Genomic DNA, 22095 nt, shown 5'->3' with positions numbered 1-22095 from the left:
CAGGCCTTCGCGGTCAGTGGATCACCCATTGCATCAGATACGGCCCTCGTCGAAGCCGGACTGGACTTTGGCATCGGCAAGGCCACCACGCTTGGTGTTAGCTATAATGGCCAGTTTTCCAGCCAGAGCCATGATAACGCCGTCAAGGCCGATCTGACGGTAAGGTTCTAGCTCAGTCGATCCAAGCTGTTCATGAACAGGATGGCCCCGGAATGTTTCCGGGGCTTTTCTTTTTCGATCAGCAACTGCGAAGCCTGCGCGGATCGAATGGCAGGTCCGCCAGTTCATCCAGTCCCATGGCCTGCAAGGCCGGATGGGAGAGTGGGTCCCGGCGCCAATGATCAGCTGCATCTTCGTCGGGAACACTCCTGTCCGTGCGGAACGGGCCAAGAATCTCTGTAACCCATTTTGTTAGCCAGAAAATCTTCATAACACAGCTCCCATGATTGGAGGAATGTGCTATTCTGATTGGGTTTATTGCTGTCATCAATCAAGAATGGCGATATCAGAGTTTAGAAAATCTTGATGAAGAAATTGCATCATGAAGAATTTGAACAGGGTCCACATCAATGGTCTGCGTGCTGTCGAGGCCATCGGACGGCTGGGATCGCTGCCTAAGGCGGCGGCAGAACTTGGCGTTTCCGTCAGCGCCGTCAGCCAGCAGTTGATCCGCACCGAAGCGCAGATTGGTCATACGGTCTTCGATCGGACGCGGGCGGGGCTCGTGCCCACCTTTTTCGGCAAAGGGTTTATTGCCCGGCTGGAAGAGGGTTTCCAGCATTTATCGCGCGCTGTCGCCATGGCGGATGGGGTTGAGCGGACCCTGCTGCTTTCCGTGGCCCCGACTTTTGCCTCAAAATGGCTGGTGCCCCGGCTTGGTCGCCTGCGCGCTGCACATCCGGATATGAAGATCCGCATTGATCCTTCCCCCGGCATTCTCGACCTGAAGAACTCCGATATTGATTTGGCCATCCGGCTTGGCAATGGTGATTGGCACGATGGCGCACCGGAATGCCTGTTGCCGCAAAAGATGTTTCCGGTCTGCACGCGCACCTTCGCCGAACGCCTGACGGGACCCGCCGATATTTTCCGCCAGCCGATTATCTGTTACGAAAATCCCATGTTCAGCTGGGATGAATGGCAGACAGCGGCGGGTCTGGGTGGTCCGCTGTCTTTTGATGGCCCCACTTTCTCCGATCCGTGGCTCGCGGTTGAAGCAACCATCAGCGGGCAGGGCATCATGCTGGCATGGGAATTGTTCGTGGAGGACGCGTTGGCCGATGGGCGTCTGGTTGCGCCATTTCCGCTGCGTGTGCCTTCAAATATTGCCTATTGGCTGGTTTCCCCGAAAAACCGCAAGCCGACGCTGCAAATGCAGCATTTTCAGGCATGGATACGCACGGAAATCGCCCTGGACGACCGCGCTCCGACCGCATGATCTGTTGACAAGTTATACCGAAGTTTGAAGAGTGCGGCTCACCACCAGACGGGTTGCGTTGGGGAGGACTACATGTCTATGCGCGCGGTTATCGGATTTTCAGTTTTTCTTCTCTCTGCCTTGGTTTCCGGCGCACCCGTTGGCGCTGCCGAAACGAATCGCGACATTGTCACCACCAAGGACGGCGACTATTTCGGGTTTGACCTGCGTACCGAAGAGGACGTGACCCTTGAGCAGTGCGAGGCTGTCTGTCTGGCTGAATCAACGTGCAAGGCCTTCACCTATAATCCCAAGGTGAAGTGGTGCTTCATGAAGTCTGACTTCAATCAGTTGCACAGTTTCCCCGGTGCCATCGCTGGCAAGGTTGTTGAAACCACCGTCGAGCCGGATATCGGCGCGCCGACAAGACTGGCATTTCTCTCCGACCAGCTTGTGCAGGATGCCCGGCAGGTCAAGGCGCGTCTTGCCTTGACGGACGCACAGAAGGCAGAGGGCGCTGACGGGCTGAAGGCGACCGCACGGGCGGAACTGGCCGCTGGCAATATTGAAAATGCGCTGAATGCCTTCAAAGGCGCGCTTGCCGTATCGCCCGATGATGCGGATCTGTGGATTGAAACCGCTCTCGCTGCCAATCGCGCCGACAAGAACACCTATATTGCCGGTCAGGCTGCGCTTGCCGCCTATAATGGCTATCTTCTGACGCGCACCACCCAGAGCCGCGCCGATGCGCTGGCTGTGCTGGCAGCTTCCTTGCAGAACGCGCAGAATTATCGCGCGGCGCTGAATGCCTACAAGGCCAGCCTCGAACTTGTCGATGCGAAAACCGTCAAGGCTGCCTATGTCGATCTGAAAGCCCGTCAGGGCTTCCGGGTCATCAACCACACCATTGATGCGGACAGTGCAACGGCGCGGGCATGTGTGCAGTTTTCCGAGCCGCTGGTTAAAATGGGAACAGACTACGCGCCGTTTGTAACACTAGATGGAGCAGCACCCAAAGGTCTTGAAGCCAAGGGCAGTGAGATTTGCGTAGAAGGCCTGAATCACGGCCAGCGCTATAAGCTGGCCTTGCGCGCGGGTCTGCCATCTTCGGTGGGTGAACCGCTGCAAGGTCAGGTTGATCTCGACATTTACGTCAAGGATCGCTCTGCCATGGTGCGCTTTACCGGCGACAGCTTTGTGCTGCCCAGCACCGCGCGCCGTGGCATTCCGATTGTCTCTGTGAATACCACCAGCGCCAATCTGAAACTTTACCGCATTGGTGATCGCGGCATTGCTTCACTGCTCACCAGCTCGCAGTTTCTCACCCAGATTGATGGTTATAATGCCCAGAAATTGCAGGATGAATCCGGCGAACTGGTCTGGCAGGGCGCGATTGATATTCAGTCCGATCTCAACAAGGACGTGGTCACGAGTTTCCCCGTGGACGAAGCGCTGCCGCAGCGCAAGCCCGGCGTCTACGTTCTGACCGCCGTCTCAACCGACGCTCATACCAATGAGTGGGATTCACAGGCAACCCAGTGGTTTGTCGTTTCCGATATCGGGCTTTCCACCTATACCGGCACGGATGGCCTCAATGTTTTTGCCCGGTCTTTGGCAAGTGCTCAACCGTTGATAGGCGTTGAGTTGCAGCTTCTGGCCAAGAACAACGAAGTTCTTGGCACTGCGATCACCGATACGGATGGCCGCGCGACATTCACCGCTGGCCTATTGCGCGGCACTGCTGCCATGACGCCCGCCGTCATCACCGCCAAGAATGGCGATGCGGATTATGTGTTCCTTGACATGACGCGGGCGGGCTTTGACCTGTCGGATCGCGGTGTGACCGGCCGCACGGCTCCCGGGGCAATTGATGTGCTCCCGTGGACGGAACGCGGTATATACCGCGCCGGTGAAACGGTGCATGCTGCTGCACTTGCCCGCGATATCAGCGCCAATGCTATCGAAAACCTGCCGCTGACCTTTGTCTTCAAGCGTCCTGACGGTGTGGAAGATCGCCGTAAGGTCAGCGCCGGTACTGAGCTTGGCGGCCATATGCTCGATCTGGTGCTGCAGGCAAACGCCATGCGCGGCACATGGAACATGCAGATTTATACGGACCCCAAGGCTTCGCCGATCGCCGAAAAATCCTTCATGGTTGAAGACTTCGTTCCTGATAGGATCGAGTTTGACCTGACCAGCGAGGCCAAGTCGGTTGCAGTCGGCGCGCCGACGCCAGTTAACGTTGATGGCCGTTTCCTCTATGGCGCACCGGCAGCGGGCCTTAATCTCGAAGGTGAGGTCAGCCTCAAGCCGACGCATGAGGATGCCAATTTCAAAGGCTATCGTTTCGGTCTGGCCGATGAACAGGCCAATGAGGACACGCGCATTCCACTGGAGGATTTGCAGGCGCTTGATGAGAACGGCAAGACGACATTCGATGTCACGCTGAATGAAGTGCCTTCGACAACGCAATTGCTGAATGCCAATATTGTCGTGCGCATGCAGGAAGCCGGTGGCCGTGCCATTGAGCGCACCCTTACCCTGCCGGTGAAATCGCAAGGCTCGAAGATCGGCATCAAACCGGAATTCGATGGCGATCTCGCCGAAAATTCTGTCGGCAAGTTCCACATCATCGGTGTTGACAACAATGGTCAGAAACAGGCGATGAATGGCTTGAGCTGGAAACTTGTCAGCGTCCAGCGCAACTATCAATGGTATCGCGATGGAAGCTCATGGAAATATGAGCCGATCGTTTCGACAAAACTCATCTCCAACGGAACTGTTGATGCAACGGCGGATGGCTCTGAGATTTCCGTCCCTGTTACGTGGGGCCGTTTCCGGCTTGAGGTGGAAACAGCAGAAGCGGACGGGCCTACATCAAGCGTCGAGTTCGATGCCGGATATTATGTTGCCGCCACGTCGACCGAAACCCCCGATGGCCTTGAGATCGCGCTCGACAAGCAGAACTATGCCCCCGGCGACACGGCCAAGCTGAAAGTATCGCCGCGTTTTGCCGGTGAACTTCTGGTGACAGTCGGCGCAGAAAACCTGCTGACGACGAAGCGTGCAAGCATTCCTGCGGAAGGTGGCGAGGTGGAAATTCCTGTCACTGCCGATTGGGGCGCCGGCGCCTATGTCACGGCGACGCTGTTCCGTCCGGGCAATGATCGGGACAGCCATATGCCGATGCGCGCCATCGGCGTGAAATGGCTGGGTGTCAATCCGGGCGACCGCAATCTTGCGGTGAAGCTGGATACGCCAGAAAAGACCCTGCCGCGTCAGCCGCTGAACATTCCCGTTCAGGTGACCGGTGCGGGCGTTGGTGATACGGCCTATGTTACGGTTGCTGCCGTTGATGTCGGTATCCTCAATCTCACCCGTTACGAAGCGCCGAATCCCGATAACTGGTATTTTGGCCAGCGCCAGCTGGGCCTTGAAATCCGTGATCTCTATGGCCGTCTCATTGATGGCTCGCAGGGCGTGGCAGGCCGGTTGCGGACAGGCGGTGATGGCGCGCAGATGCCATTGCAGGGCAGCCCACCCACCGAAAAACTGGTTGCTTTCTTCTCCGGCCCGGTAAAGGTCGATGCGGAAGGCAAAGCCAATGTGAGCTTTGATATTCCGCAGTTCAACGGAACTGCGCGCGTCATGGCTGTTGCCTGGTCGAAATCAGGCGTTGGCCATGCCAGCAAGGATGTCATCATCCGTGACCCTGTTGTGGTGACGGGGAGCCTGCCAAAGTTCCTCGCACCCGGAGACAAGGCCGCGCTGCGGCTTGATATCGCCAATACGGATGCACCGGCAGGCGATTATCAGTTGCAGGTGACGAGCAATCAGACAGTGGCTGTGGATCAGCAATCCGCTGCCCAAACCGTCAAGCTGACGGCTGGCGGCAAGTTCGACCTGACATTGCCGCTCAATGGCCGTGAACCGGGTGATGGCGTTGTCTCGGTCAAACTATCGAATGCTTCAGGCATTTCGCTGGAACAGTCGTTGAATATTCCGGTAAGACCGGCATCACTGCCGATCACGGTGCGCAATCCGATCAAGATTGCACCCAACAGCACGTTGAAAATCGACCGTGAATTGCTGGCGAGCAGTCTTTTGCAAGGCGCATCGGTCAGTCTTAACGTATCGCGTTCATCGGCCTTCGATATACCGGGCCTGCTCATGACGCTCGACCGCTACCCCTATGGTTGCGCCGAACAGACCACCAGCCGTGCAATGCCGCTGCTTTATCTCAGCGAAATGGCCAAACAATCGGGCCTTGCCGAAGATGGCGATGTGCAGAAGCGGGTGCAGGATGCCATCTTCCGCGTGCTGTCCTACCAGTCATCGACAGGCAGTTTCGGCCTGTGGGGACCGGGTTCCGGCGATCTCTGGCTTGATGCCTATGTCACGGACTTCCTGACACGGGCACGCGAGCAGAAATATGACGTGCCTGAGAAGGCGCTCGTACAGGCGCTGGAAAATCTGCAGAACGCGCTGAGCTATGACGTGAATGTCAAGGATCAGGGCAACCAGATTGCCTATGCACTCTATGTTCTCGCCCGCAACCGCAAGGCGGCGGTGAGTGACCTGCGCTACTATGCCGATACTAAGCTGTCGGAATTCCCGACGCCATTGTCGCGTGCCCATCTGGCCGCTGCTCTGGCGCTTTATGGGGATGCGCAGCGTTCGCAGAGCATTTTCACCAACTCGCTGCAAATGTCGACCAAGGCCACCAATGTCAGCCTTGTGCGTTCCGACTATGGTTCGTCCCTGCGTGATGATGCGGCGGTTCTGGCACTGGCGGCGGAAAGCCGTCCGGTTCCGGCCATCATTCCGCAATTGTCGCAGATTGTTGCCAAGGAATGGGAGCGCAAGCTTTATACCAGCACGCAGGAGCAGACCTGGATGCTGCTGGCAGCCCGTGCCATTCAGAATGGCGACAATGATCTGAAGCTCACCATCAATGGTGCGGCGCATACGGGCGGCTATGCCCAGCGCATGACTGGTGACGAACTGATCGCACAGCCTGTCAGCATCACCAATGGGTCAACTGAGGCCATATCGGCCGTGGTGACGACAGTTGCTGCACCCGCCCAGCCTTTGCCCGCGGGTGGTGATGGCTTCAACATCCAGCGCAGCTATTACACGCTGGATGGGTCTGAGGCCAATGTCAGCGAAGCCAAGCAGAACGAGCGTTATGTTGTGGTTCTCAAAGTCACTGAAAACAACAACTGGCCGTCGCGTGTGCTGATTACCGATCTCTTGCCAGCCGGTTTCGAGATCGACAATCCGGGTCTCGTCAACAGCGCGCAGCTATCGAATTTCGACTGGATCGGCGAAGTGGAAGCCGCCCATACGGAATTCCGCAGCGACCGTTTCGTCGCCGCCTTTGATCGCAATACCGGCGACAACAGGGAAATCACGCTTGCTTATGTGGTGCGTGCCGTGACGCCGGGAACCTATGATCATCCGGCAGCGAGCGTCGAGGACATGTATCGTCCGCAATTCTCCGCCCGCACGGCAACGGGCCGGATGGAGGTCGTGACGGCACAGTAAGGCGGGGAAGGGATGGACTTGGCACAGCCCGTGCAGACATTGGTTCCCCTTACCCTCCCCCTTGTGGGGAGGGTCGGACCGCAGGTCCGGGGTGGGGGATGTCACACGTTTGCTACCCCCACCCCGCCGCTTCGCAGCGACCCTCCCCACAAGGGGGAGGGTAGGCACCGCATGCTTCGATCAGTTAGACTGCTATGAAAATGATCACGTGGCGCACATTTTGTATCGGCCTATCAGCCAATCTGGTGGTGGCGACGGTGCTTGCGTTTGGCCTTGATCTGGCTGACAGAAAATTTCCGCCGCCATTGGAACAGGCGCGGGAAGTATCGCCAGAAGTTGTCGATGCCAATGGCCAGCTGCTCCGCGCCTTTGCCACGTCGGAAGGGCGCTGGCGCTTGCAGACCACCGCTGCCGATGTCGATCCGCAATTTGTCCGTATGCTGGTTGCCTATGAGGATCAACGCTTCTGGCTGCATCGCGGCGTTGATCCGCAGGCCTTGGCGCGCGCGGCGCTGCAACTGGTGAGCAATGGCCGCATTGTCTCCGGTGGCTCTACCCTGTCGATGCAATTGGCACGGCTGATCGAACCACGGGAAGGACGCTCGCTCAGCGCGAAATTTGCCCAGCTGGTTCGCGCCCTGCAGATCGAACGGCGATTGACCAAGGCGCAGATTCTTGACCTCTACCTCACCCATGCCCCCTATGGCGGTAATCTTGAGGGTATCCGGGCGGCAAGCCTTGCCTATTTCGGCAAGGAGCCGCGTCGTCTGACGGTGGCTGAATCGGCTTTGCTGGTGGCTCTGCCGCAATTGCCGGAGAAGCGCCGGCCCGACCGCAATCTTGCCGCAGCACAGACCGCACGCGAGCGCGTGCTGGATCGCATGGCCGTTGCCAAAGTGGTGGGCGAGGGCGAGGCAGAACGTGCCGGGCTGATACCCATCCCGTCCCGCCGCCTGCAACTTCCTGCTTATGCGGCGCATTTGGCGGAAGCCGCCTTGCGTAAGGAGCCGCAGATTCTCAGGCACCAGACAACGCTGCGCCGTCCGATCCAGCAAGGGCTTGAAGCTGTTGCCAAGGACGCGGCCAGCAAGCTTGGTCCAAAGGTATCGATTGCCATGGTGATGGCCGATGCCCGTACCGGCGAAATCGTCGGTGAGGTGGGTTCAGCCAATTATTTTGATGCCAGCCGCTCCGGCTGGATTGATATGACCCGCGTCATGCGCTCGCCGGGATCGACGCTGAAGCCGTTCATCTATGGTCTGGCCTTTGAGGATGGTCTTGTGTCGCAGGAAACGATCATCGAGGATCGTCCGTCCGACTTCTTCGGTTATCGTCCACGCAATTTCGATATGAGCTATCAGGGTGACGTCAGCATAAGGCAGGCGCTGCAATTGTCGCTGAATGTGCCCGCGGTCCGTCTGCTTGATGCCGTCGGCCCGACGCGGTTGATGGTGCGTTTCCGCCGGGCCGAAGTAAGACCTGTCCTTCCAGCCAATGAAGAGCCCGGACTGGCGATTGGTCTTGGCGGCGTTGGCATTACATTGAAAGATCTGGTGCAACTCTATGCGGCGCTCGCCAATCGCGGCAGGCCGGTGTTGCTGGGGGATGGCATTCAGGGCAAGCCGCAGCCGATTGAGGCGGAGCCATTGCTCGAGCCGGTTGCCGCATGGCATGTGACGGATATTCTATCGGGCGTCATGCCGCCGCTTGGGGCGGCGCAGCGTGGCATCGCCTATAAAACCGGTACCAGCTATGGCTATCGCGATGCATGGTCCGTCGGCTTTGATGGCAGCTACGTGCTCGGAGTCTGGGTTGGCCGTCCGGATAATGGCGCCGTGCCGGGGATTACCGGTTTTGGGACGGCAGCGCCGATCCTGTTCGAAGGCTTTGTCAAATCCGGTGTTCCTGTTACGCCACTGCCAAGGGCACCGGGTGGTGCCGTTCGGATCAGTCAGGCGGAGTTGCCGATCAGCCAGCGGCGTTTCAGCCGAACCTCCAACGGGCTTCTGGCCTCATCCACGCGTGAGCCAGCACCGCAGATCATTTATCCGCCTGAAGGTGCGCGGGTCGAACTTGGCGCAACATCAGGCGGAGCCTTGTCGCCGCTTGTGCTGAAATTGCAGGGGGGCCGCGCACCGTTCCGCTGGCTCGCCAATGGCAAACCTCTGCCGGAAACCTCGCGCCGCCGTGACAATCAATGGGTGCCGGATGGTGGGGGATATTCAACCCTGACCGTTATTGATGCCGTTGGGCGCGCTGCAAGTGTCCGGGTATTCGTGAATTAGAGCAGGCATTGATTTTCCTGCTGCAGGCAACGGTTTTGCGTGGTTTGTGGTTCGTGGTTCGTGGTTCGTGGTTCGACAAGCTCACCATGAGGAAGAGGGGTGGTGAAGGGAGTCAAGTTCTGCACCCTGCTTGTGCTGCAATCTTTGCGATTAGCGTTGCATCCACACTCTCCCTCATGGTGAGCTTGTCGAACCACGAACCACGAACCCACGAACCACGCAAAAAGGTTCTTTGAACCCCCATGTAGATCTGCTTTGCTTTTACAGATCATACATGGATGGGCTCATGTATTTACCGGCCCTGAATCATCGACGCGATGATGCCGGACGCAATGCTGACCATGACATAGTCATTGTTTGCGCGGACCCACTGATAACCGCGCGGCGGTGTCTTCAGGTGATAGCGGTGATAATCACGCACCACATTGCGGCGGTAATTGTTGGGCAACTGATGGCCACGCACCCAGCGCGTCTTCTTCACAACGGTGCGTTCGGTGATGACACGCTTTTTGACCATACGGTCCTGCTGCTGGTGGCCATAACCCTGCTGCTGCTGGGCAAAGGCTGCGGGCGTGGCAATCAGTGAAATGGCAAGGGCTGCCAGGGCGATCTTTTTCATGTTGTTTCCTCGTTGGTTGCAGGGGTTATCTTGAAACACCATGCAGTTTTACGAGGTGCGAGATGAATGAAAACTGAACGCAAACCTAAACAATTTGTAATGTTTTAAATGGGTTAGCTTGATGAGAAAGCCGCTGTCTTCTGCCCGCAAAGTCAACTTTCGCAGGCAGAAGAGAGTGTAAACCAAACCGTCAGCCGTAGCGGCTGATCCCGAGTTCCGATGCGTCAACGTCAGGCGTTTTACCGGACACAATGTCAGCCAATACCCGGCCCGAACCACAGGACATGGTCCAGCCAAGCGTGCCGTGGCCGGTATTCAGGAAGAGGTTCTGGTATTTGGTGCCGCCACCAATAATGGGCGGGCCATCAGGCGTCATCGGCCGCAGGCCGCTCCAGAAGGTGGCTTTTGACAGATCGCCGCCACCGGGGAAAAGATCACCGACAGAATGCTGCAATGTTGCCTTGCGGGCATCGCGCAAGGTGAGGTCATAACCGGAGATTTCGGCGGTGCCGCCAACGCGAATACGATCGCCGAGCCGCGTAATCGCTACCTTATAGGTTTCATCCATGACAGTGGATTCAGGTGCGCATGCGGAATCGGCGATGGGCACGGTGATGGAATAGCCTTTGATCGGATATACAGGAACGGGCACACCGATGCGGCGCAATAGGAACGGCGAGTAGCTGCCAAATGCGACGACATAAGCATCGGCTGTCAGTTCTTCCGTCTCGGTGGAAACGCTGGCGATACGGTTGCCGCTGGTATTGATCGAGGTGATGGTGGTGTTGAAGCGGAAGGTAACGCCCTTTTCAGCCGCAAGCGCGGCCAGCTTTTCCGTGAAAATCTTGCAATCGCCTGTTTCATCGCCGGGCAGCCGCAGACCACCGACGAATTTCTCGCGTACATTGGCAAGCGCCGGCTCCGCCGCAATGCAACCGGCAGGGTCGAGGAGTTCATAGGGCACGCCGAACTGCTTGAGCACCTCGATATCGCCCCCCGTGCCATCATATTGGCTCTGTTTGCGGAACAGCTGCAATGTGCCCTGACTGCGCTCGTCATAGGTGATGCCTGTTTCAGCCCGCAGATCGCGCAGTGAATCGCGGCTATATTCAGCGATGGGAACCATGCGGATTTTGTTGCGGGCATAACGTGCCGACGTGCAGTTACGCAGCATACGCACCAGCCACAGCGCCATATAGGGATCGAATTTCGGCCGCACGACGAGGGGGCCGAAATGCATCAACATCCATTTGATGGCTTTGATAGGAACGCCGGGGCCAGCCCAAGGCGATGAATAGCCGGGTGAAATCTCACCGGCATTGGCAAAGCTTGTCTCCAGAGCCGGTCCAGGCTGTCGGTCGACCACAGTGACCTCGTGACCTGCCTGTGCCAGATACCAGGCAGATGTGACGCCAACGACGCCACTTCCAAGAACGAGAACTTTCATGGCCACAGGGCTCCTTCATACAATGCAAATTGTGCCGGTGTCTTCGCAGACATCAGCATAGGGGTGACTCGCACTGTGGGATGCCGCAAAAATTCTTTCCAGAGGATTCTTGAAGAATACGCGGAAATATCTTGGAAGAAGCGATGGCGATCTCAGCGCGTGGCCTTGCGCACGATGTCTGCAAGCCTGTTCTCGGTTGCCGCGTCCAGTTCGGTGAAAAACCAAGCCGCCGCCATGAGGTGATCAGTTGCATCTTTCTCGCGGGCGTGATGTGCCTTTTCGGTAAGGCCGAATGTCATGAAATGTTCATCCACGCGAAAGAAGCAGAGGACGGGGCCGTCTTTTGCATATCCCGGCATGCCATACCATACCCTTGGCTTGAGTGCTGGCTCAGTGCGCAGGATAAGCGCATGAATCCGCTCGCCCATGGCACGATAGGGTGCGCGCATTGCAGCGATTTTTTCTAGGACTGCGGCCTCGTCATCGGCCTTCTTGGATGTCTTGCCTGCCATGGCTGCACTCCGACCGGTTGTTCATGCCGTAGTGTCGTCAAAACGTCGATTTTTGCAACCTTTGCCGGGCAATGATGCAAAGACCTCTGCCAACAAGGCAAAATAAAAGGCCGGGAAAACCCGACCTTCTCAATTCATCTTGGCTATCAGTGCCAGTACATCCGTGGTCAAAGACCGCGAAGACGAATCATATCAGCCAGCCTGAAGCTGGTCAGCAGTCATCTTGCCGGACTTGTTGTCACGAACCAGCTCGAAGCTGATCTTCTGACCGTCATTGAGGCTGCGCATACCAGCGCGCTCAACTGCGGAGATGTGAACGAACACGTCTGCCGAACCATCGTCTGGCTGAATGAAGCCGAAGCCCTTTGTGGAATTAAACCACTTTACTGTTCCAGTGCTCATAATGAACCCTTTCAAGGAATATGTTTTGGTGACCTACCAGGCGACGCCCGATAGTTTTAGCTCGATTTTTGAAGAAGGATCGTTGAGAGCGCGTTGGCGCAATAAAACTAAAAACAAACTACCAAATACCGATGGTGCTTACATAGGGCCTGAAGATCATTTCGTCAATGCTGCGCCGGAAAAAATAATTTAATTATAAAAACTTAGCTTGATTCAATGACTATATTTGATGCTTTTACTCCGCAATATTTAAGCGAGGCTGGCAACCATTCCGCATGGGGCAAGCACGTCTGCATTCTGATAAATTGATCCGGCCGCGGCTTAAAAGACCGCGCCAATGCGTATATGAATTGCTGCCGGGTTACTTACCCTTGGTTGCGAGCGTCACCTTTGCCTTCGCCTTGGCTTTCGCAGGCTTCTTGGCCGGTTTCAAAGCGTTTTCAGCTTCTTCTTCCGCTTCCTTGGCCAGCCGCAGTGCCTTCAGGCGTGCGGTCTTGTTTTCCCACTTTGCAGTCTCGTCATTGATAATGGCGGACGCGGCAGCGGTTGTGGCCAGACTTTTCTGTTCCGAAGGACTAAGGACCCGCTTCGGACGGACACCAACTTCAGGCAATTGTTTTGGACTGTGTTTCATCGTGTCTCGCATTTTTGAGCCACAATCATCGCACGCGCGGCTCCACAAGTCTATCGTGCATTCCTGTTCTGCCCCGGCGTCCAGCCCCGTGCAAAGCCATAGGACATGGCCAGAGAGGCATATTCGATCTCGCGCAGCAGGAACTCCCGCTCGGCCAGAAGCGCTGCAATCGTCGCGCGCGTGTCTCCCTGGTGGTAAGCCAAGGCTTCATCAATTTCGTCTTCCGGTTGTTTCAATATGGCGTTCATCGGAATCTCCTTTTCAGAAAGAATGCCACAAGCGGGAACCCTTGAAAAGGAATTTGTTCCTGTTTTGTTCTAATTTTACTCTTGACGCGTGTTTCGGGTTGCGGGGGATGGGCGAACCATGAACCAACTCACCGCAACAATACGGCGCGATCATCACAATCGCGCCGCACCTGAACAATGGTATGTTGGATAAGAGAGAGGCCATTAAGGCTTGGGCTTGCCCTTGCCAATAACCTCTGTCTGTTTGCCAATGGAGCTTGCAAACGGAACAGCGGCCTTTGCCTCAACCTTGTCCTTCTTTGGTTTGCGCACTTCACGGTTGCTGCGCTGTTGACCTTTAGCCATGGTGGTTCTCCTTCTGTTGATTGTAATCTGGACGGGAAGATTTATTCGGGGCGGGACTGATCCTCGAGAAGCGCTGCTTCCAGATCAAAGTGATCAATCGGGAAAACCTGCCGGGTACTGAGCTTTGATGACCGGGATGGAACGTGAATGAAGGTCGCAACGCGGCGATGGGCAACCCTCGCCAGACCATCAATCAGTTCTTCGTCGTGATCGATGTCGTAATCCCCTGCAGGCAATGTCTTGTCCACTCCCTTCAACACAAATGGTGCGTTGAAGTGGACGATGGAATGTGTCGTACGCGTGAACATGCCAACCCTCCTCTGGAAGTGGCAAGCAGCGAAAGCTGACCTGCTGTGTTCTCATCCCGGCGGGTGCCGGAGATCAGTCTTCGTGCAACGTTTAAACCCGTCGCCGCCTGGAATGAGATTGGCGGGTCGAGAACCTCTGACGCCGCGAAGAGCCAAATCTGAACCAAGGATATCCAAAAGGCGACAGCAAAACAATCGTCATCATTTAAGGCATAATTGCGGATGTCTTGTCCGGCAACACCTTCAGCCAAGGACACCGGCAAAGCTTTCTGTCAGCCTGCCTTGCCGGAATGCCTCGGCAATAAAATCAACGAACACCCGCGTCTTTGCCGGTAGCAATGTGCGGCTGGCATAATAGATCGACACCGGCCCGGCATCGACATACCAATCAGGCAAAAGCCGAACGAGTTTGCCGCTCGTCAGAAGGGGCTGGGCAACCGGCGCCGAAAGAATCGTAACGCCCAGACCAAGCAGTGCTGCCTGCCGCATGGCCGCCGGATCGTTGACGACAATCCTTTCCCTGAGATGTGCCGGCTTTTCCTCTCCTGCACTGTTGCGCAGCATTCGAACGGGTATTCGTCCCGTGCGGTCCCTGCGCAAGACAATTCCGTCCATATTGGCAAGCTCCACCGGATCGCTCGGAGATACGCGCCCCTCCATGTAGCTGGGTGAGGCAACGGCAATGAGATGAAGCCTCGCAAGCGAACGCGACACCATGCCGGGCAAAAGCTCGAAGCCACCGCCGATAGCCGCATCGAAACCTTCGCCTATCAGGTCCACCTGCCGGTTTTCGAAATGCCATTCAGGTCGGATCAACGGAAAGCGCTTGAGGAAGTCAGGGAGCAACGGCATGACAAAGCCAATACCCAGTGTCGGGCTCATGCTCACCTTGAGTACACCTGAAGGTTCGTCGCGTTGGGCTGAAACGTCGGCAATTGCTGCCTGCAGATCATCAAGGTTCGTCCTGATAGCCCGCAGAAAGCGCTCGCCTTCCTCCGTCAACGTCAAGTTTCGCGTGCTGCGATGAAACAGCCGGATGCCAAGATTGCGCTCAAGCATCGCCACATTACGGCTCACCGCTGCGGGTGTCAGTTTCAGCCCCCGCGCTGCGGCCGAGAAGCCGCCAGACTCGGCGCTGCGTACAAAAGACTCCAGATTGGCAAGGGTTTCCATGGCGGTACTTTCAATTGATACTTGAAAACACTTAAAGCCATTACTCGGTTATCGTCAATGAATGAACGGACCATATTCAGTCCATGCAACTTCATGCATTCATGACATCAAAGGAAATAACATCATGAGCATTGGTATTATTGGCTCGGGACTGATCGGTTCGGCTTTTGCACGGGCATTGGCGCGCGCCGGGATCGAAGCCACTCTCTCCAACAGCCGCGGACCGGATTCACTCAAAGAACTGGTCGGTGAAATCGGGCCGTCCATCAAAGCGGGTACAGTGCAACAGGCTGCAAGTGCGGATATTGTTCTGATCGCCGTCAACTGGACCAAACTGCCGCAAGCACTGGCCGGTCTGCCCGCATGGAATGGCCGCATCGTTATCAATGCCAACAATGCCACCGAGGCACCCGAATTCAAGCCGTTTGATCTGAAAGGACGTCTGTCGAGCGAAGTGGTTGGCGATCTCGTGCCCGGAGCAAAACTGGTCAAGGCGCTCAACCATCTGCCCGCTGCCCTGCTTGCCGCTGACCCGAAAGCCGAAGGCGGCCACCGCGTGTTGTTCTATTCGGGCGATGACGTAGACGCCAAAGCCAAGGTGGCTGCCCTGTTTGAAAAGCTTGGATTCTTTGCACTTGATCTTGGCAGTCTGGCAGCGGGCGAGAAGATGGCGGGTTTCCCCGGCGGTCCGCTTGTTATCCATAACCTCGTTAAATTCGGCTGATCGCTGTCAAAGGGCCTGCTCCGTGAGCGGGCCCTTTCAGGGCTCTCCTCCCTGTCATCACCGGCTAATTTCCCTCAGGCACTTTTATATTCGGCAAATAATGTTACATTGGCTTCAACGTTAATGAACAAGCGCCTTGCCTGCGTCCTCCAGAGGTTCGCGCGGCGCCCGAAGGATAAGATTTTGAAAGACCCCGAATCGGACGCCCGTAAAGCGTCGAATGAAGGGGCGTCTGGCGGTGGTTCGGTGTCAAATGGCACTACAAATCCCGCCAAGAACGGACCCGGGCCACAAGGGGATTCTGCGCGACAGACGCAGGAGAGCCAGCCTGATTCCCAAGAAGGACGCTTCGACAAGAACCCCAAGAAACGTGCGCGCCGCCGTCGGCGTGGCAAGTCGAAACACGGTGCTGTTTTGGCGCAAAATCCTGTTGTGGCAACGGCTCCGGCTCAATCGGAGACAGAAACCGTTGCACAGGCCAAGACAGGCAAGAAACGCCGTCCAAACCGGCACAGGCGTCGTGGCCGCTCCGGAACCAAACAGCCGGAAGCTGTAGCAGCCGCATCGACAGCGGAAACGAGCCAGCCCAAGCCAGCCGAACAGGATCATGTCAGGCGCGAGCCGAAATATGCGGGCGCTCCGCTCTATGCGGCGCTCGATCTTGGCACCAATAATTGCCGCCTGCTGGTGGCAACACCAACGCGGCCCGGCCAGTTCCGCGTCATTGATGCATTTTCGCGCATTGTTCGTCTGGGCGAAGGTCTTGGTGCAACCGGACGTTTGAGCCCCAATGCCATGAGCCGGGCCATTGAGGCGCTGAAAATCTGCCGCGACAAGCTGGAAAACCACGATGTGCGCAAGGCGCGCCTCATCGCCACGGAAGCCTGTCGTCAGGCGGAAAATGGCGCGGAGTTTCTGGGGCAGGTCAAGCACGAGACCGGGCTTGATCTCGAGATCATCAACCGGCAGACCGAGGCACGTCTTGCAGTATCGGGCTGCGGTACGCTGGTTGAACGGGAAACCGATGCGGTTGTCCTGTTCGATATCGGTGGTGGTTCTTCGGAAATTGCCCTGATCGACGTATCGGAACGGCGTTCGCCGCGTCTGGCTGAGCACATCATTGCCTGGACATCGCTGCCCGTGGGTGTTGTCACGCTGGCCGAACGTTTTGGCGGCCGCGATGTGACGACGGATAATTTCGCTGTCATGGTCAACCATGTGGCGGAACTGCTCAATGATTTCTCCGAGCGGCATAAACTCGGTGATCTCGTGAACAGCCAGAATTTCCACCTGCTTGGCACGTCAGGCACAGTGACCACGCTTGCCGGTATCCATCTGGGGCTCGACCGCTATGACCGGCGCCGCATCGATGGTATCTGGATGCAGAATGATGACGTAACCGAGATGACCAGCAGGCTTTTGTCGTGGAGCTTTGACGAGCGGGTTGCCAATCCGTGCATCGGGGCTGATCGTGCCGATCTGGTTCTTGCCGGTTGCGCCATTCTTGATGCAATTCGCAATGTCTGGCCCAGCCAGAAACTGCGCGTGGCCGATCGCGGCCTGCGCGAAGGTATTTTGACTGAACTCATGTCGCGCGATGGCGCGTGGCGCAATCGATGGTTTCGCGCCAATGTCGCGTAAAAGAGGGGCGTAATTTCCCAATGGCTAAGACAACAACAGGCGGGCGCGGCGGTACGGGTACGCGCGGCCTTCACACCAAGATCAAGAAGAAGGCGGGCACGATCAAGGAATCGTCACGCCGCTGGCTGGAACGGCATATCAACGATCCCTATGTGCAGCGCTCCAAGCAGGATGGCTATCGTTCGCGCGCCGCCTACAAGCTGATCGAAATCGATGACCGCTACAAGATTCTGAAAAAGGGTCAGCGCATCATCGATCTGGGTGCCGCCCCCGGTGGCTGGAGCCAGATTGCAGCGGGTATTGTCGGCTCTCCCGAAGAGGCGCCAACGGTTGTTGGTATCGACTATCTGCATATCGATCCCTTGCCGGGTGTGACGCTGCTTGAGATGGATTTTCTCGATGATGCCGCGCCGGACAAACTGATTGAAGCGCTCGGCGGTCAGCCGGATATCGTTCTGTCTGATATGGCAGCGCCCACCACCGGCCACCGCCGCACGGACCATATCCGCACGACACATCTGTGCGAAGTGGCGGCGGATTTTGCGGTTTCCGTGTTGCGTCCCGGCGGCCACTTCCTGACCAAGACGTTTCAGGGCGGTACGGAAAATGAAGTGCTGACGCTGCTCAAGCAGCACTTCAAATCCGTGCATCACGTCAAGCCGCCCGCATCGCGTGCCGAGTCGGTCGAGCTTTATCTGCTCGCCCGCGATTTCAAGGGGCGTTCCTGATCCTCTATTCGGCGGGTGCGGGCTTGGCGGGCGGGTAATGGCCCGACACTTCAGCGCCCGCATCCGGCTTCATCGGCATGAACGAGAAGAATGCCAGCGAGGATATGGCTGCCACAAGGAAGAATGCCGTGTGGAAATCCGCCAGTCCCAACGGCCCGCCGTGCAGGCTGGTCGAAACCTCGAGAATGCCGCCAGCCACCGCCACGCCTAGCGCAATGGAAATCTGCTGGGCGACTGATGCAATCGGTGTTGCCAGACTGGTCTGCTCATTCGGCACCTCAGCATAAGCAAGCGCATTGGCGCCCGTGAAGAACAGTGAGCGGAAGAAGCCGCTGACCAGAAGCAGAACGATGATCAGCGCTGTCGGTGTCTGTGGTGTGAAAAAACCATTGATGGCAATGAAACTCGCGGCAACGAGCGATCCCCACATCAGCGCATTGCGGAAGCCGGTCTTGCGGAAGAACCATTTTGTCACGAGCTTCATGCCGATGGCACCAGCAGCCGACACAAAAGTGATCAGGCCTGATTGAAACGGCGTCATGCCAAAACCGATCTGGAACATCAGCGGCAGCAGGAATGGTGTGGCACCGACGCCGATACGAAACAGGCTTCCACCGAATATCGACGCGCGGAACACCTGATTTTTGAACAGATCAAGCGCCAGCAGCGGCTCCGGCGTACGCTTGGCATGAATGAGATAAAGCACCGTCGAGATCAGCCCGATAATGAGCGTTGTTATTCCAACCCAGACGGGCAGGGCGGGAAGACTGACAACGGAAAGACCGAAGACGACGCCGGAGGCGGCAATGCCGCTGAGGAAGAAACCGGGCACATCAAGCTTGCGGTGGATCAGTGTCTCCACGTCAGGCAGATATCGGGTGGCGAACCAGATACCGAGCAAGCCGATGGGAACATTGATCAGGAAAATCCAGTGCCAGGTGAAATAGGTGGTCAGGAACCCGCCAATGGGCGGTCCAAGCAACGGGCCGACAAGGGCAGGCACTGTCAGCCACGCCATGGCACCGACAAGCTCACTGCGCGGGGTTGATCTTACAAGCACCAGACGCCCAACCGGTGTCATCATGGCACCGCCGACACCCTGCACGAAACGCGAGATAACGAAGGCCAGCAGCGAATTGGAAACAGCGCAGGCAATCGACCCCAGCACGAACACGATGATAGCCGCGCGGAACACATTCTTCGCGCCAAAGCGGTCGGCCATCCAGCCGCTGACCGGAATAAACACCGCAAGCGAAACGAGATAGGCTGTCAGCGCCAGTTTCAGAGCAATCGGGCTTGTGCCGATATCTGCGGCAATGGCGGGCAGGGACGTCGATATGACAGTCGAGTCCATCTGCTCCATGAACAGGGCGACAGCAAGCACGAGCGGAACAATGCGATTCACAATGAATTCCAGTTCTCAGTAAAGGGCTTCGTCAGCAATCGGGGTCCGTCGCGGGGACTCACACTCAAAAAAACAACCCTTGCTGGCGCTGCGATATCACCAGTGTGGCGGGTGCTCAAGCACCGATCAATCAGATGTGATCCGGCGCGATCAGATTTTCCGCTATTCAGAACGGAACAGCTCGCCAGCCGCCGCGTTGCCCGAGCTTGAATCTCAACCGCAGAACCCAAGACTGCCTGAAGGAGATGCCCCTATGACCCCCTACGAAATTTCCCGTCGCGACTTGTTTCTTGCGTCTAGCGCGATTGCTGGAGGCCTGGCCATGTCGCAGGTTATATCCGAGCCTGCTACGGCAGCGGTCCCGTTGTCTGGTGCGAAGTCACCGGGCTTCAAACGTTTCAAGCTGGGTGATTTTGAAATCACCACGCTTCTCGACGGCTTGCGCCCATCCGATGGGCCATTTCCTACTTTTGGAGCCGATCAGTCGCAGGAAAAGGTCGGCGAACTCATGCGCGCCAACTTTCTTCCCGAAACAAAATTCGTCAACGGCTTTGCACCTGTGCTCATCAATACGGGCTCTGAATTGATCCTGTTCGATACCGGTTTTGGTGCGGCAGGACGTGACAATGGTTTTGGCCAGCTGGAAGCCAATATGAAAGCGGCTGGTTATTCGCCCGATCAGGTGAGCATGGTTGTCATCACCCATATGCATGGCGACCATATTGGTGGCTTGATGAATGGCGATACGCCGGGTTTTGCCAATGCACGCTATATCGCCGGGCAGATCGAATATGATTTCTGGACCGATCCGGCGCGCGCGGGCACACCGGCAGAAGCAGGTGCCAAAGGCGTTGCAGCCAAGGTAAAGCCGCTGGCCGAAAAGACCACGTTCATCAAGGCTGGCGATGCAATCGTATCAGGCATTACCAGTGAAGCCGCCTATGGACATACGCCCGGCCACATGATTTTCCACGTGGAATCCGCAGGCAAGCGTGTGGTGCTAACAGCCGACACAGCCAATCATTATGTCGCTGCCTTGCAGCATCCGGAATGGGAGGTTGCCTTCGACACGGATCGCGCCAAGGGTATCGAGACGCGCAAGCGGGTTCTCGACATGATCGCCACCGACCGGGTGCCATTCATCGGTTACCATATGCCATTCCCGTCAGCCGGTTATCTCGAACGGCTGGGAAGCGGCTATCGGTTTGTGCCTGTAACCTATCAGTTCGACGTTTAAGGCTGTTCCGGCGTTGCCGCTGCGGCTTCGGCGCGCTTGCGCCGGATCGTATCGGCAATGAACACCCGTGACAGAGCATGGTAGAGCGGTTCGTGCGAGATGATCCGCGCCGTGCCATAGCCGAGCATCGATGTACACATCAGGGCAATCACACTGTCGTGGCTGCCGGTCATTTCCAGAATGATGACAAAGGCCGTCATTGGCGCTTGCACCACACCGGCGAAATATCCCGCCATGCCAAGCACAGCGGCAAGGCCGATATTGCTGCCGGTAAGCAAGCCGACGGTACTGCCAAAACTTGCGCCGACAGACAGCGACGGCGCAAAAATACCGCCGGGAATGCCCGATACCATGGAGAGGAAACTGGCGAGCAGCTTCTCCAGAAAGAAATACCAGGGCAGGGCATGGCCTTCCACCGCGCCGCGCGCCTGCTCATAGCCCGTGCCAAAGGTCGTTCCACCTGAAGCCACTCCGATCAGCGCGACGGCAAAGCCGCAGACCGCAGCCAGAAGCAAGGTGCGGCGAAACGGGTCAGGCGCTGCCCAGCGCTTGATCCGGCGCAGTGCCTTGACCGCTCCGGCGCTGAAACAGGCACCGAATGCACCACCGCCAACACCACACAGAATAACCAGCAGCCAGTCGGAAAAGCCGGTTGTTGCCGCCACCGATTCACCAAAATAGGTGTAGTTGCCCACGAGCCCGATAGCAGCCAGACCGGAGAGAATGACCGCGGTCAGAACCAGACCATTGGTGCGCGCCTCATAGGAGCGGCCCATTTCCTCAATGGCAAAGACGATACCCGCAAGCGGTGTGTTGAAGGCTGCGGCGATACCGGCGGCGGAACCGGCCAGAATAAGCCCGCGCGCCTGCGCCATGCCGCCCCAGCGCGCCACCTGCAGCATCAGCGACGCGCCGACCTGCACGGTTGGACCCTCGCGGCCAATGGAGGCGCCTGAAAACAGGCCAACAACAGTCAGAAGTATCTTGCCGAAAACCATGCGCAGGGACAGCAGCCTGACACGATCTTCGTGATCATTGAGATGGCGCGCGGCAATGGCCTGCGGAATGCCGCTGCCCTGTGCATTGGGAAAGAAGCTGTAGGCCATATAGGCACAGAAGACGAAGCCCAGCGGCGTGATGATCAGCGGCAGATAGGTGGTCCAGCCGCTGGTGCCGATCACGCCATGAAATGATTGCTGGGCAAGATCAGCCAGCTTGGCAAAAAGCACGCTGATGACGCCGATCGTGATTGCACCCGCCCAGAAGACAAGGCGCGGTCGCCAGACGCGGGTATTGCCCCACATGGCGCGCGACCGGCGCAGGACGGAAACTTTTCGGTAAATCGGGCGCACTGGATTTCCAATATCAAACAGCAGAAGGGATGTTTCGTCCTAACATGGGCGAAAACATCAGGCCAGTCTCA

Annotated in this window: 20 protein-coding genes; 8 read left to right on the top strand and 12 right to left on the bottom strand. The window is 57.2% G+C overall.

The genetic code is table 11. The annotated features are described in order from the left end of the window. Positions 1–238: 238 nt before the first annotated feature. Complete coding sequence (locus FHW17_RS12310) at positions 239–430, bottom strand: hypothetical protein (protein ID WP_112530291.1); 192 nt, start codon at positions 428–430, stop codon at positions 239–241. Positions 431–541: 111 nt separating this feature from the next. Here FHW17_RS12310 and FHW17_RS12305 point away from each other — a divergent pair, with 111 nt between their 5' ends. The 3 genes from FHW17_RS12305 (at position 542) to pbpC (ending at position 9249) form a co-directional block, all read left to right on the top strand. After that, positions 542–1438 carry a LysR substrate-binding domain-containing protein gene (locus tag FHW17_RS12305; RefSeq protein WP_113097850.1) on the top strand — a complete coding sequence of 299 codons (897 nt, stop codon included), beginning with the start codon at positions 542–544 and terminating at the stop codon, positions 1436–1438. A 78-nt stretch (positions 1439–1516) separates the two neighbouring features. Continuing rightward, complete coding sequence (locus FHW17_RS12300; RefSeq protein WP_182509999.1) at positions 1517–6964, top strand: alpha-2-macroglobulin family protein; 5448 nt, start codon at positions 1517–1519, stop codon at positions 6962–6964. A gap of 200 nt (positions 6965–7164) precedes the next feature. After that, positions 7165–9249, top strand: coding sequence for a penicillin-binding protein 1C (pbpC, locus tag FHW17_RS12295; protein ID WP_182509965.1), 2085 nt, complete (start codon positions 7165–7167; stop codon positions 9247–9249). A 292-nt stretch (positions 9250–9541) separates the two neighbouring features. Here the strand turns inward: pbpC and FHW17_RS12290 are convergent, their stop codons facing one another. The 4 genes from FHW17_RS12290 to FHW17_RS12275 form a co-directional block, all read right to left on the bottom strand. After that, positions 9542–9868, bottom strand: coding sequence for an RcnB family protein (locus FHW17_RS12290; RefSeq protein ID WP_091881100.1), 327 nt, complete (start codon positions 9866–9868; stop codon positions 9542–9544). 190 nt (positions 9869–10058) lie between these two features. Continuing rightward, on the bottom strand, positions 10059–11315 hold the full coding sequence (locus tag FHW17_RS12285; RefSeq protein ID WP_182509964.1) for a D-amino acid dehydrogenase: 1257 nt from the start codon (positions 11313–11315) through the stop codon (positions 10059–10061). A 152-nt stretch (positions 11316–11467) separates the two neighbouring features. Beyond that, positions 11468–11827: a DUF1801 domain-containing protein gene (locus FHW17_RS12280; RefSeq protein WP_182509963.1), complete on the bottom strand. Its 360-nt coding sequence runs from the start codon at positions 11825–11827 to the stop codon at positions 11468–11470. A 192-nt stretch (positions 11828–12019) separates the two neighbouring features. After that, positions 12020–12229 (bottom strand): cold-shock protein, encoded by a 210-nt coding sequence (locus FHW17_RS12275; RefSeq protein ID WP_091881096.1) that lies wholly within the window; start codon positions 12227–12229, stop codon positions 12020–12022. Between the two features lie 28 nt (positions 12230–12257). On the opposite strand from FHW17_RS12275, the gene FHW17_RS12270 reads away from it, so the two are divergent. Further along, positions 12258–12422 carry a hypothetical protein gene (locus FHW17_RS12270; protein ID WP_162700436.1) on the top strand — a complete coding sequence of 55 codons (165 nt, stop codon included), beginning with the start codon at positions 12258–12260 and terminating at the stop codon, positions 12420–12422. Between the two features lie 168 nt (positions 12423–12590). Here the strand turns inward: FHW17_RS12270 and FHW17_RS12265 are convergent, their stop codons facing one another. From FHW17_RS12265 to FHW17_RS12245, 5 genes are all read right to left on the bottom strand, one after another. Continuing rightward, a complete protein-coding gene (locus tag FHW17_RS12265; RefSeq protein ID WP_112530304.1) occupies positions 12591–12863 on the bottom strand; it encodes a hypothetical protein in 273 nt (90 codons plus the stop codon). Between the two features lie 50 nt (positions 12864–12913). Next, on the bottom strand, positions 12914–13111 hold the full coding sequence (locus FHW17_RS12260) for a hypothetical protein (RefSeq protein WP_112530306.1): 198 nt from the start codon (positions 13109–13111) through the stop codon (positions 12914–12916). Between the two features lie 204 nt (positions 13112–13315). After that, on the bottom strand, positions 13316–13456 hold the full coding sequence (locus tag FHW17_RS12255; RefSeq protein WP_182509962.1) for a hypothetical protein: 141 nt from the start codon (positions 13454–13456) through the stop codon (positions 13316–13318). Positions 13457–13497: 41 nt separating this feature from the next. Next, positions 13498–13764 carry a hypothetical protein gene (locus tag FHW17_RS12250; RefSeq protein ID WP_112530308.1) on the bottom strand — a complete coding sequence of 89 codons (267 nt, stop codon included), beginning with the start codon at positions 13762–13764 and terminating at the stop codon, positions 13498–13500. 243 nt (positions 13765–14007) lie between these two features. Continuing rightward, positions 14008–14937, bottom strand: a complete 930-nt coding sequence (locus tag FHW17_RS12245) for a LysR family transcriptional regulator (RefSeq protein ID WP_182509961.1) — start codon at positions 14935–14937, stop codon at positions 14008–14010. A gap of 124 nt (positions 14938–15061) precedes the next feature. Between FHW17_RS12245 and FHW17_RS12240 the strand changes: the two genes are divergently transcribed. The 3 genes from FHW17_RS12240 (at position 15062) to FHW17_RS12230 (ending at position 18030) form a co-directional block, all read left to right on the top strand. Then, positions 15062–15661 carry an NAD(P)-binding domain-containing protein gene (locus FHW17_RS12240; RefSeq protein ID WP_182509960.1) on the top strand — a complete coding sequence of 200 codons (600 nt, stop codon included), beginning with the start codon at positions 15062–15064 and terminating at the stop codon, positions 15659–15661. 183 nt (positions 15662–15844) lie between these two features. Continuing rightward, complete coding sequence (locus FHW17_RS12235) at positions 15845–17302, top strand: Ppx/GppA phosphatase family protein (protein WP_182509959.1); 1458 nt, start codon at positions 15845–15847, stop codon at positions 17300–17302. A gap of 20 nt (positions 17303–17322) precedes the next feature. Beyond that, entirely contained in the window at positions 17323–18030 is a 708-nt protein-coding gene (locus FHW17_RS12230) for an RlmE family RNA methyltransferase (protein ID WP_112530312.1), read from the top strand. A 4-nt stretch (positions 18031–18034) separates the two neighbouring features. Here FHW17_RS12230 and FHW17_RS12225 read toward each other — a convergent pair whose 3' ends face one another. After that, positions 18035–19435 (bottom strand): MFS transporter, encoded by a 1401-nt coding sequence (locus FHW17_RS12225; protein ID WP_182509958.1) that lies wholly within the window; start codon positions 19433–19435, stop codon positions 18035–18037. Positions 19436–19688: 253 nt separating this feature from the next. Between FHW17_RS12225 and FHW17_RS12220 the strand changes: the two genes are divergently transcribed. After that, a complete protein-coding gene (locus tag FHW17_RS12220) occupies positions 19689–20672 on the top strand; it encodes an MBL fold metallo-hydrolase (RefSeq protein ID WP_182509957.1) in 984 nt (327 codons plus the stop codon). Here the strand turns inward: FHW17_RS12220 and FHW17_RS12215 are convergent. Then, a complete protein-coding gene (locus tag FHW17_RS12215; protein WP_348643728.1) occupies positions 20669–22024 on the bottom strand; it encodes a chloride channel protein in 1356 nt (451 codons plus the stop codon). The genes FHW17_RS12220 and FHW17_RS12215 overlap by 4 nt on opposite strands. Between the last annotated feature and the right edge of the window lie 71 nt (positions 22025–22095).

This window comes from Phyllobacterium sp. P30BS-XVII (assembly GCF_014138335.1).
In the GTDB taxonomy this organism is placed as follows: Bacteria; Pseudomonadota; Alphaproteobacteria; order Rhizobiales; family Rhizobiaceae; genus Phyllobacterium; species Phyllobacterium meliloti.
The sequence above is the reverse complement of the archived record's forward strand: the minus strand, read 5'-3'. Positions and strand labels throughout refer to the sequence as shown.

Excerpts from the sequence above, each read along its gene's own strand:
- FHW17_RS12310 (WP_112530291.1), bottom strand. The coding sequence starts at position 430 with ATGAAGATTTTCTGGCTAACAAAATGGGTTACAGAGATTCTTGGCCCG.
- FHW17_RS12305 (WP_113097850.1), top strand. The coding sequence starts at position 542 with ATGAAGAATTTGAACAGGGTCCACATCAATGGTCTGCGTGCTGTCGAG.
- FHW17_RS12300 (WP_182509999.1), top strand. The coding sequence starts at position 1,517 with ATGCGCGCGGTTATCGGATTTTCAGTTTTTCTTCTCTCTGCCTTGGTT.
- pbpC (WP_182509965.1), top strand. The coding sequence starts at position 7,165 with ATGATCACGTGGCGCACATTTTGTATCGGCCTATCAGCCAATCTGGTG.
- FHW17_RS12290 (WP_091881100.1), bottom strand. The coding sequence starts at position 9,868 with ATGAAAAAGATCGCCCTGGCAGCCCTTGCCATTTCACTGATTGCCACG.
- FHW17_RS12285 (WP_182509964.1), bottom strand. The coding sequence starts at position 11,315 with ATGAAAGTTCTCGTTCTTGGAAGTGGCGTCGTTGGCGTCACATCTGCC.
- FHW17_RS12280 (WP_182509963.1), bottom strand. The coding sequence starts at position 11,827 with ATGGCAGGCAAGACATCCAAGAAGGCCGATGACGAGGCCGCAGTCCTA.
- FHW17_RS12275 (WP_091881096.1), bottom strand. The coding sequence starts at position 12,229 with ATGAGCACTGGAACAGTAAAGTGGTTTAATTCCACAAAGGGCTTCGGC.
- FHW17_RS12265 (WP_112530304.1), bottom strand. The coding sequence starts at position 12,863 with ATGAAACACAGTCCAAAACAATTGCCTGAAGTTGGTGTCCGTCCGAAG.
- FHW17_RS12260 (WP_112530306.1), bottom strand. The coding sequence starts at position 13,111 with ATGAACGCCATATTGAAACAACCGGAAGACGAAATTGATGAAGCCTTG.
- FHW17_RS12255 (WP_182509962.1), bottom strand. The coding sequence starts at position 13,456 with ATGGCTAAAGGTCAACAGCGCAGCAACCGTGAAGTGCGCAAACCAAAG.
- FHW17_RS12250 (WP_112530308.1), bottom strand. The coding sequence starts at position 13,764 with ATGTTCACGCGTACGACACATTCCATCGTCCACTTCAACGCACCATTT.
- FHW17_RS12245 (WP_182509961.1), bottom strand. The coding sequence starts at position 14,937 with ATGGAAACCCTTGCCAATCTGGAGTCTTTTGTACGCAGCGCCGAGTCT.
- FHW17_RS12240 (WP_182509960.1), top strand. The coding sequence starts at position 15,062 with ATGAGCATTGGTATTATTGGCTCGGGACTGATCGGTTCGGCTTTTGCA.
- FHW17_RS12230 (WP_112530312.1), top strand. The coding sequence starts at position 17,323 with ATGGCTAAGACAACAACAGGCGGGCGCGGCGGTACGGGTACGCGCGGC.
- FHW17_RS12220 (WP_182509957.1), top strand. The coding sequence starts at position 19,689 with ATGACCCCCTACGAAATTTCCCGTCGCGACTTGTTTCTTGCGTCTAGC.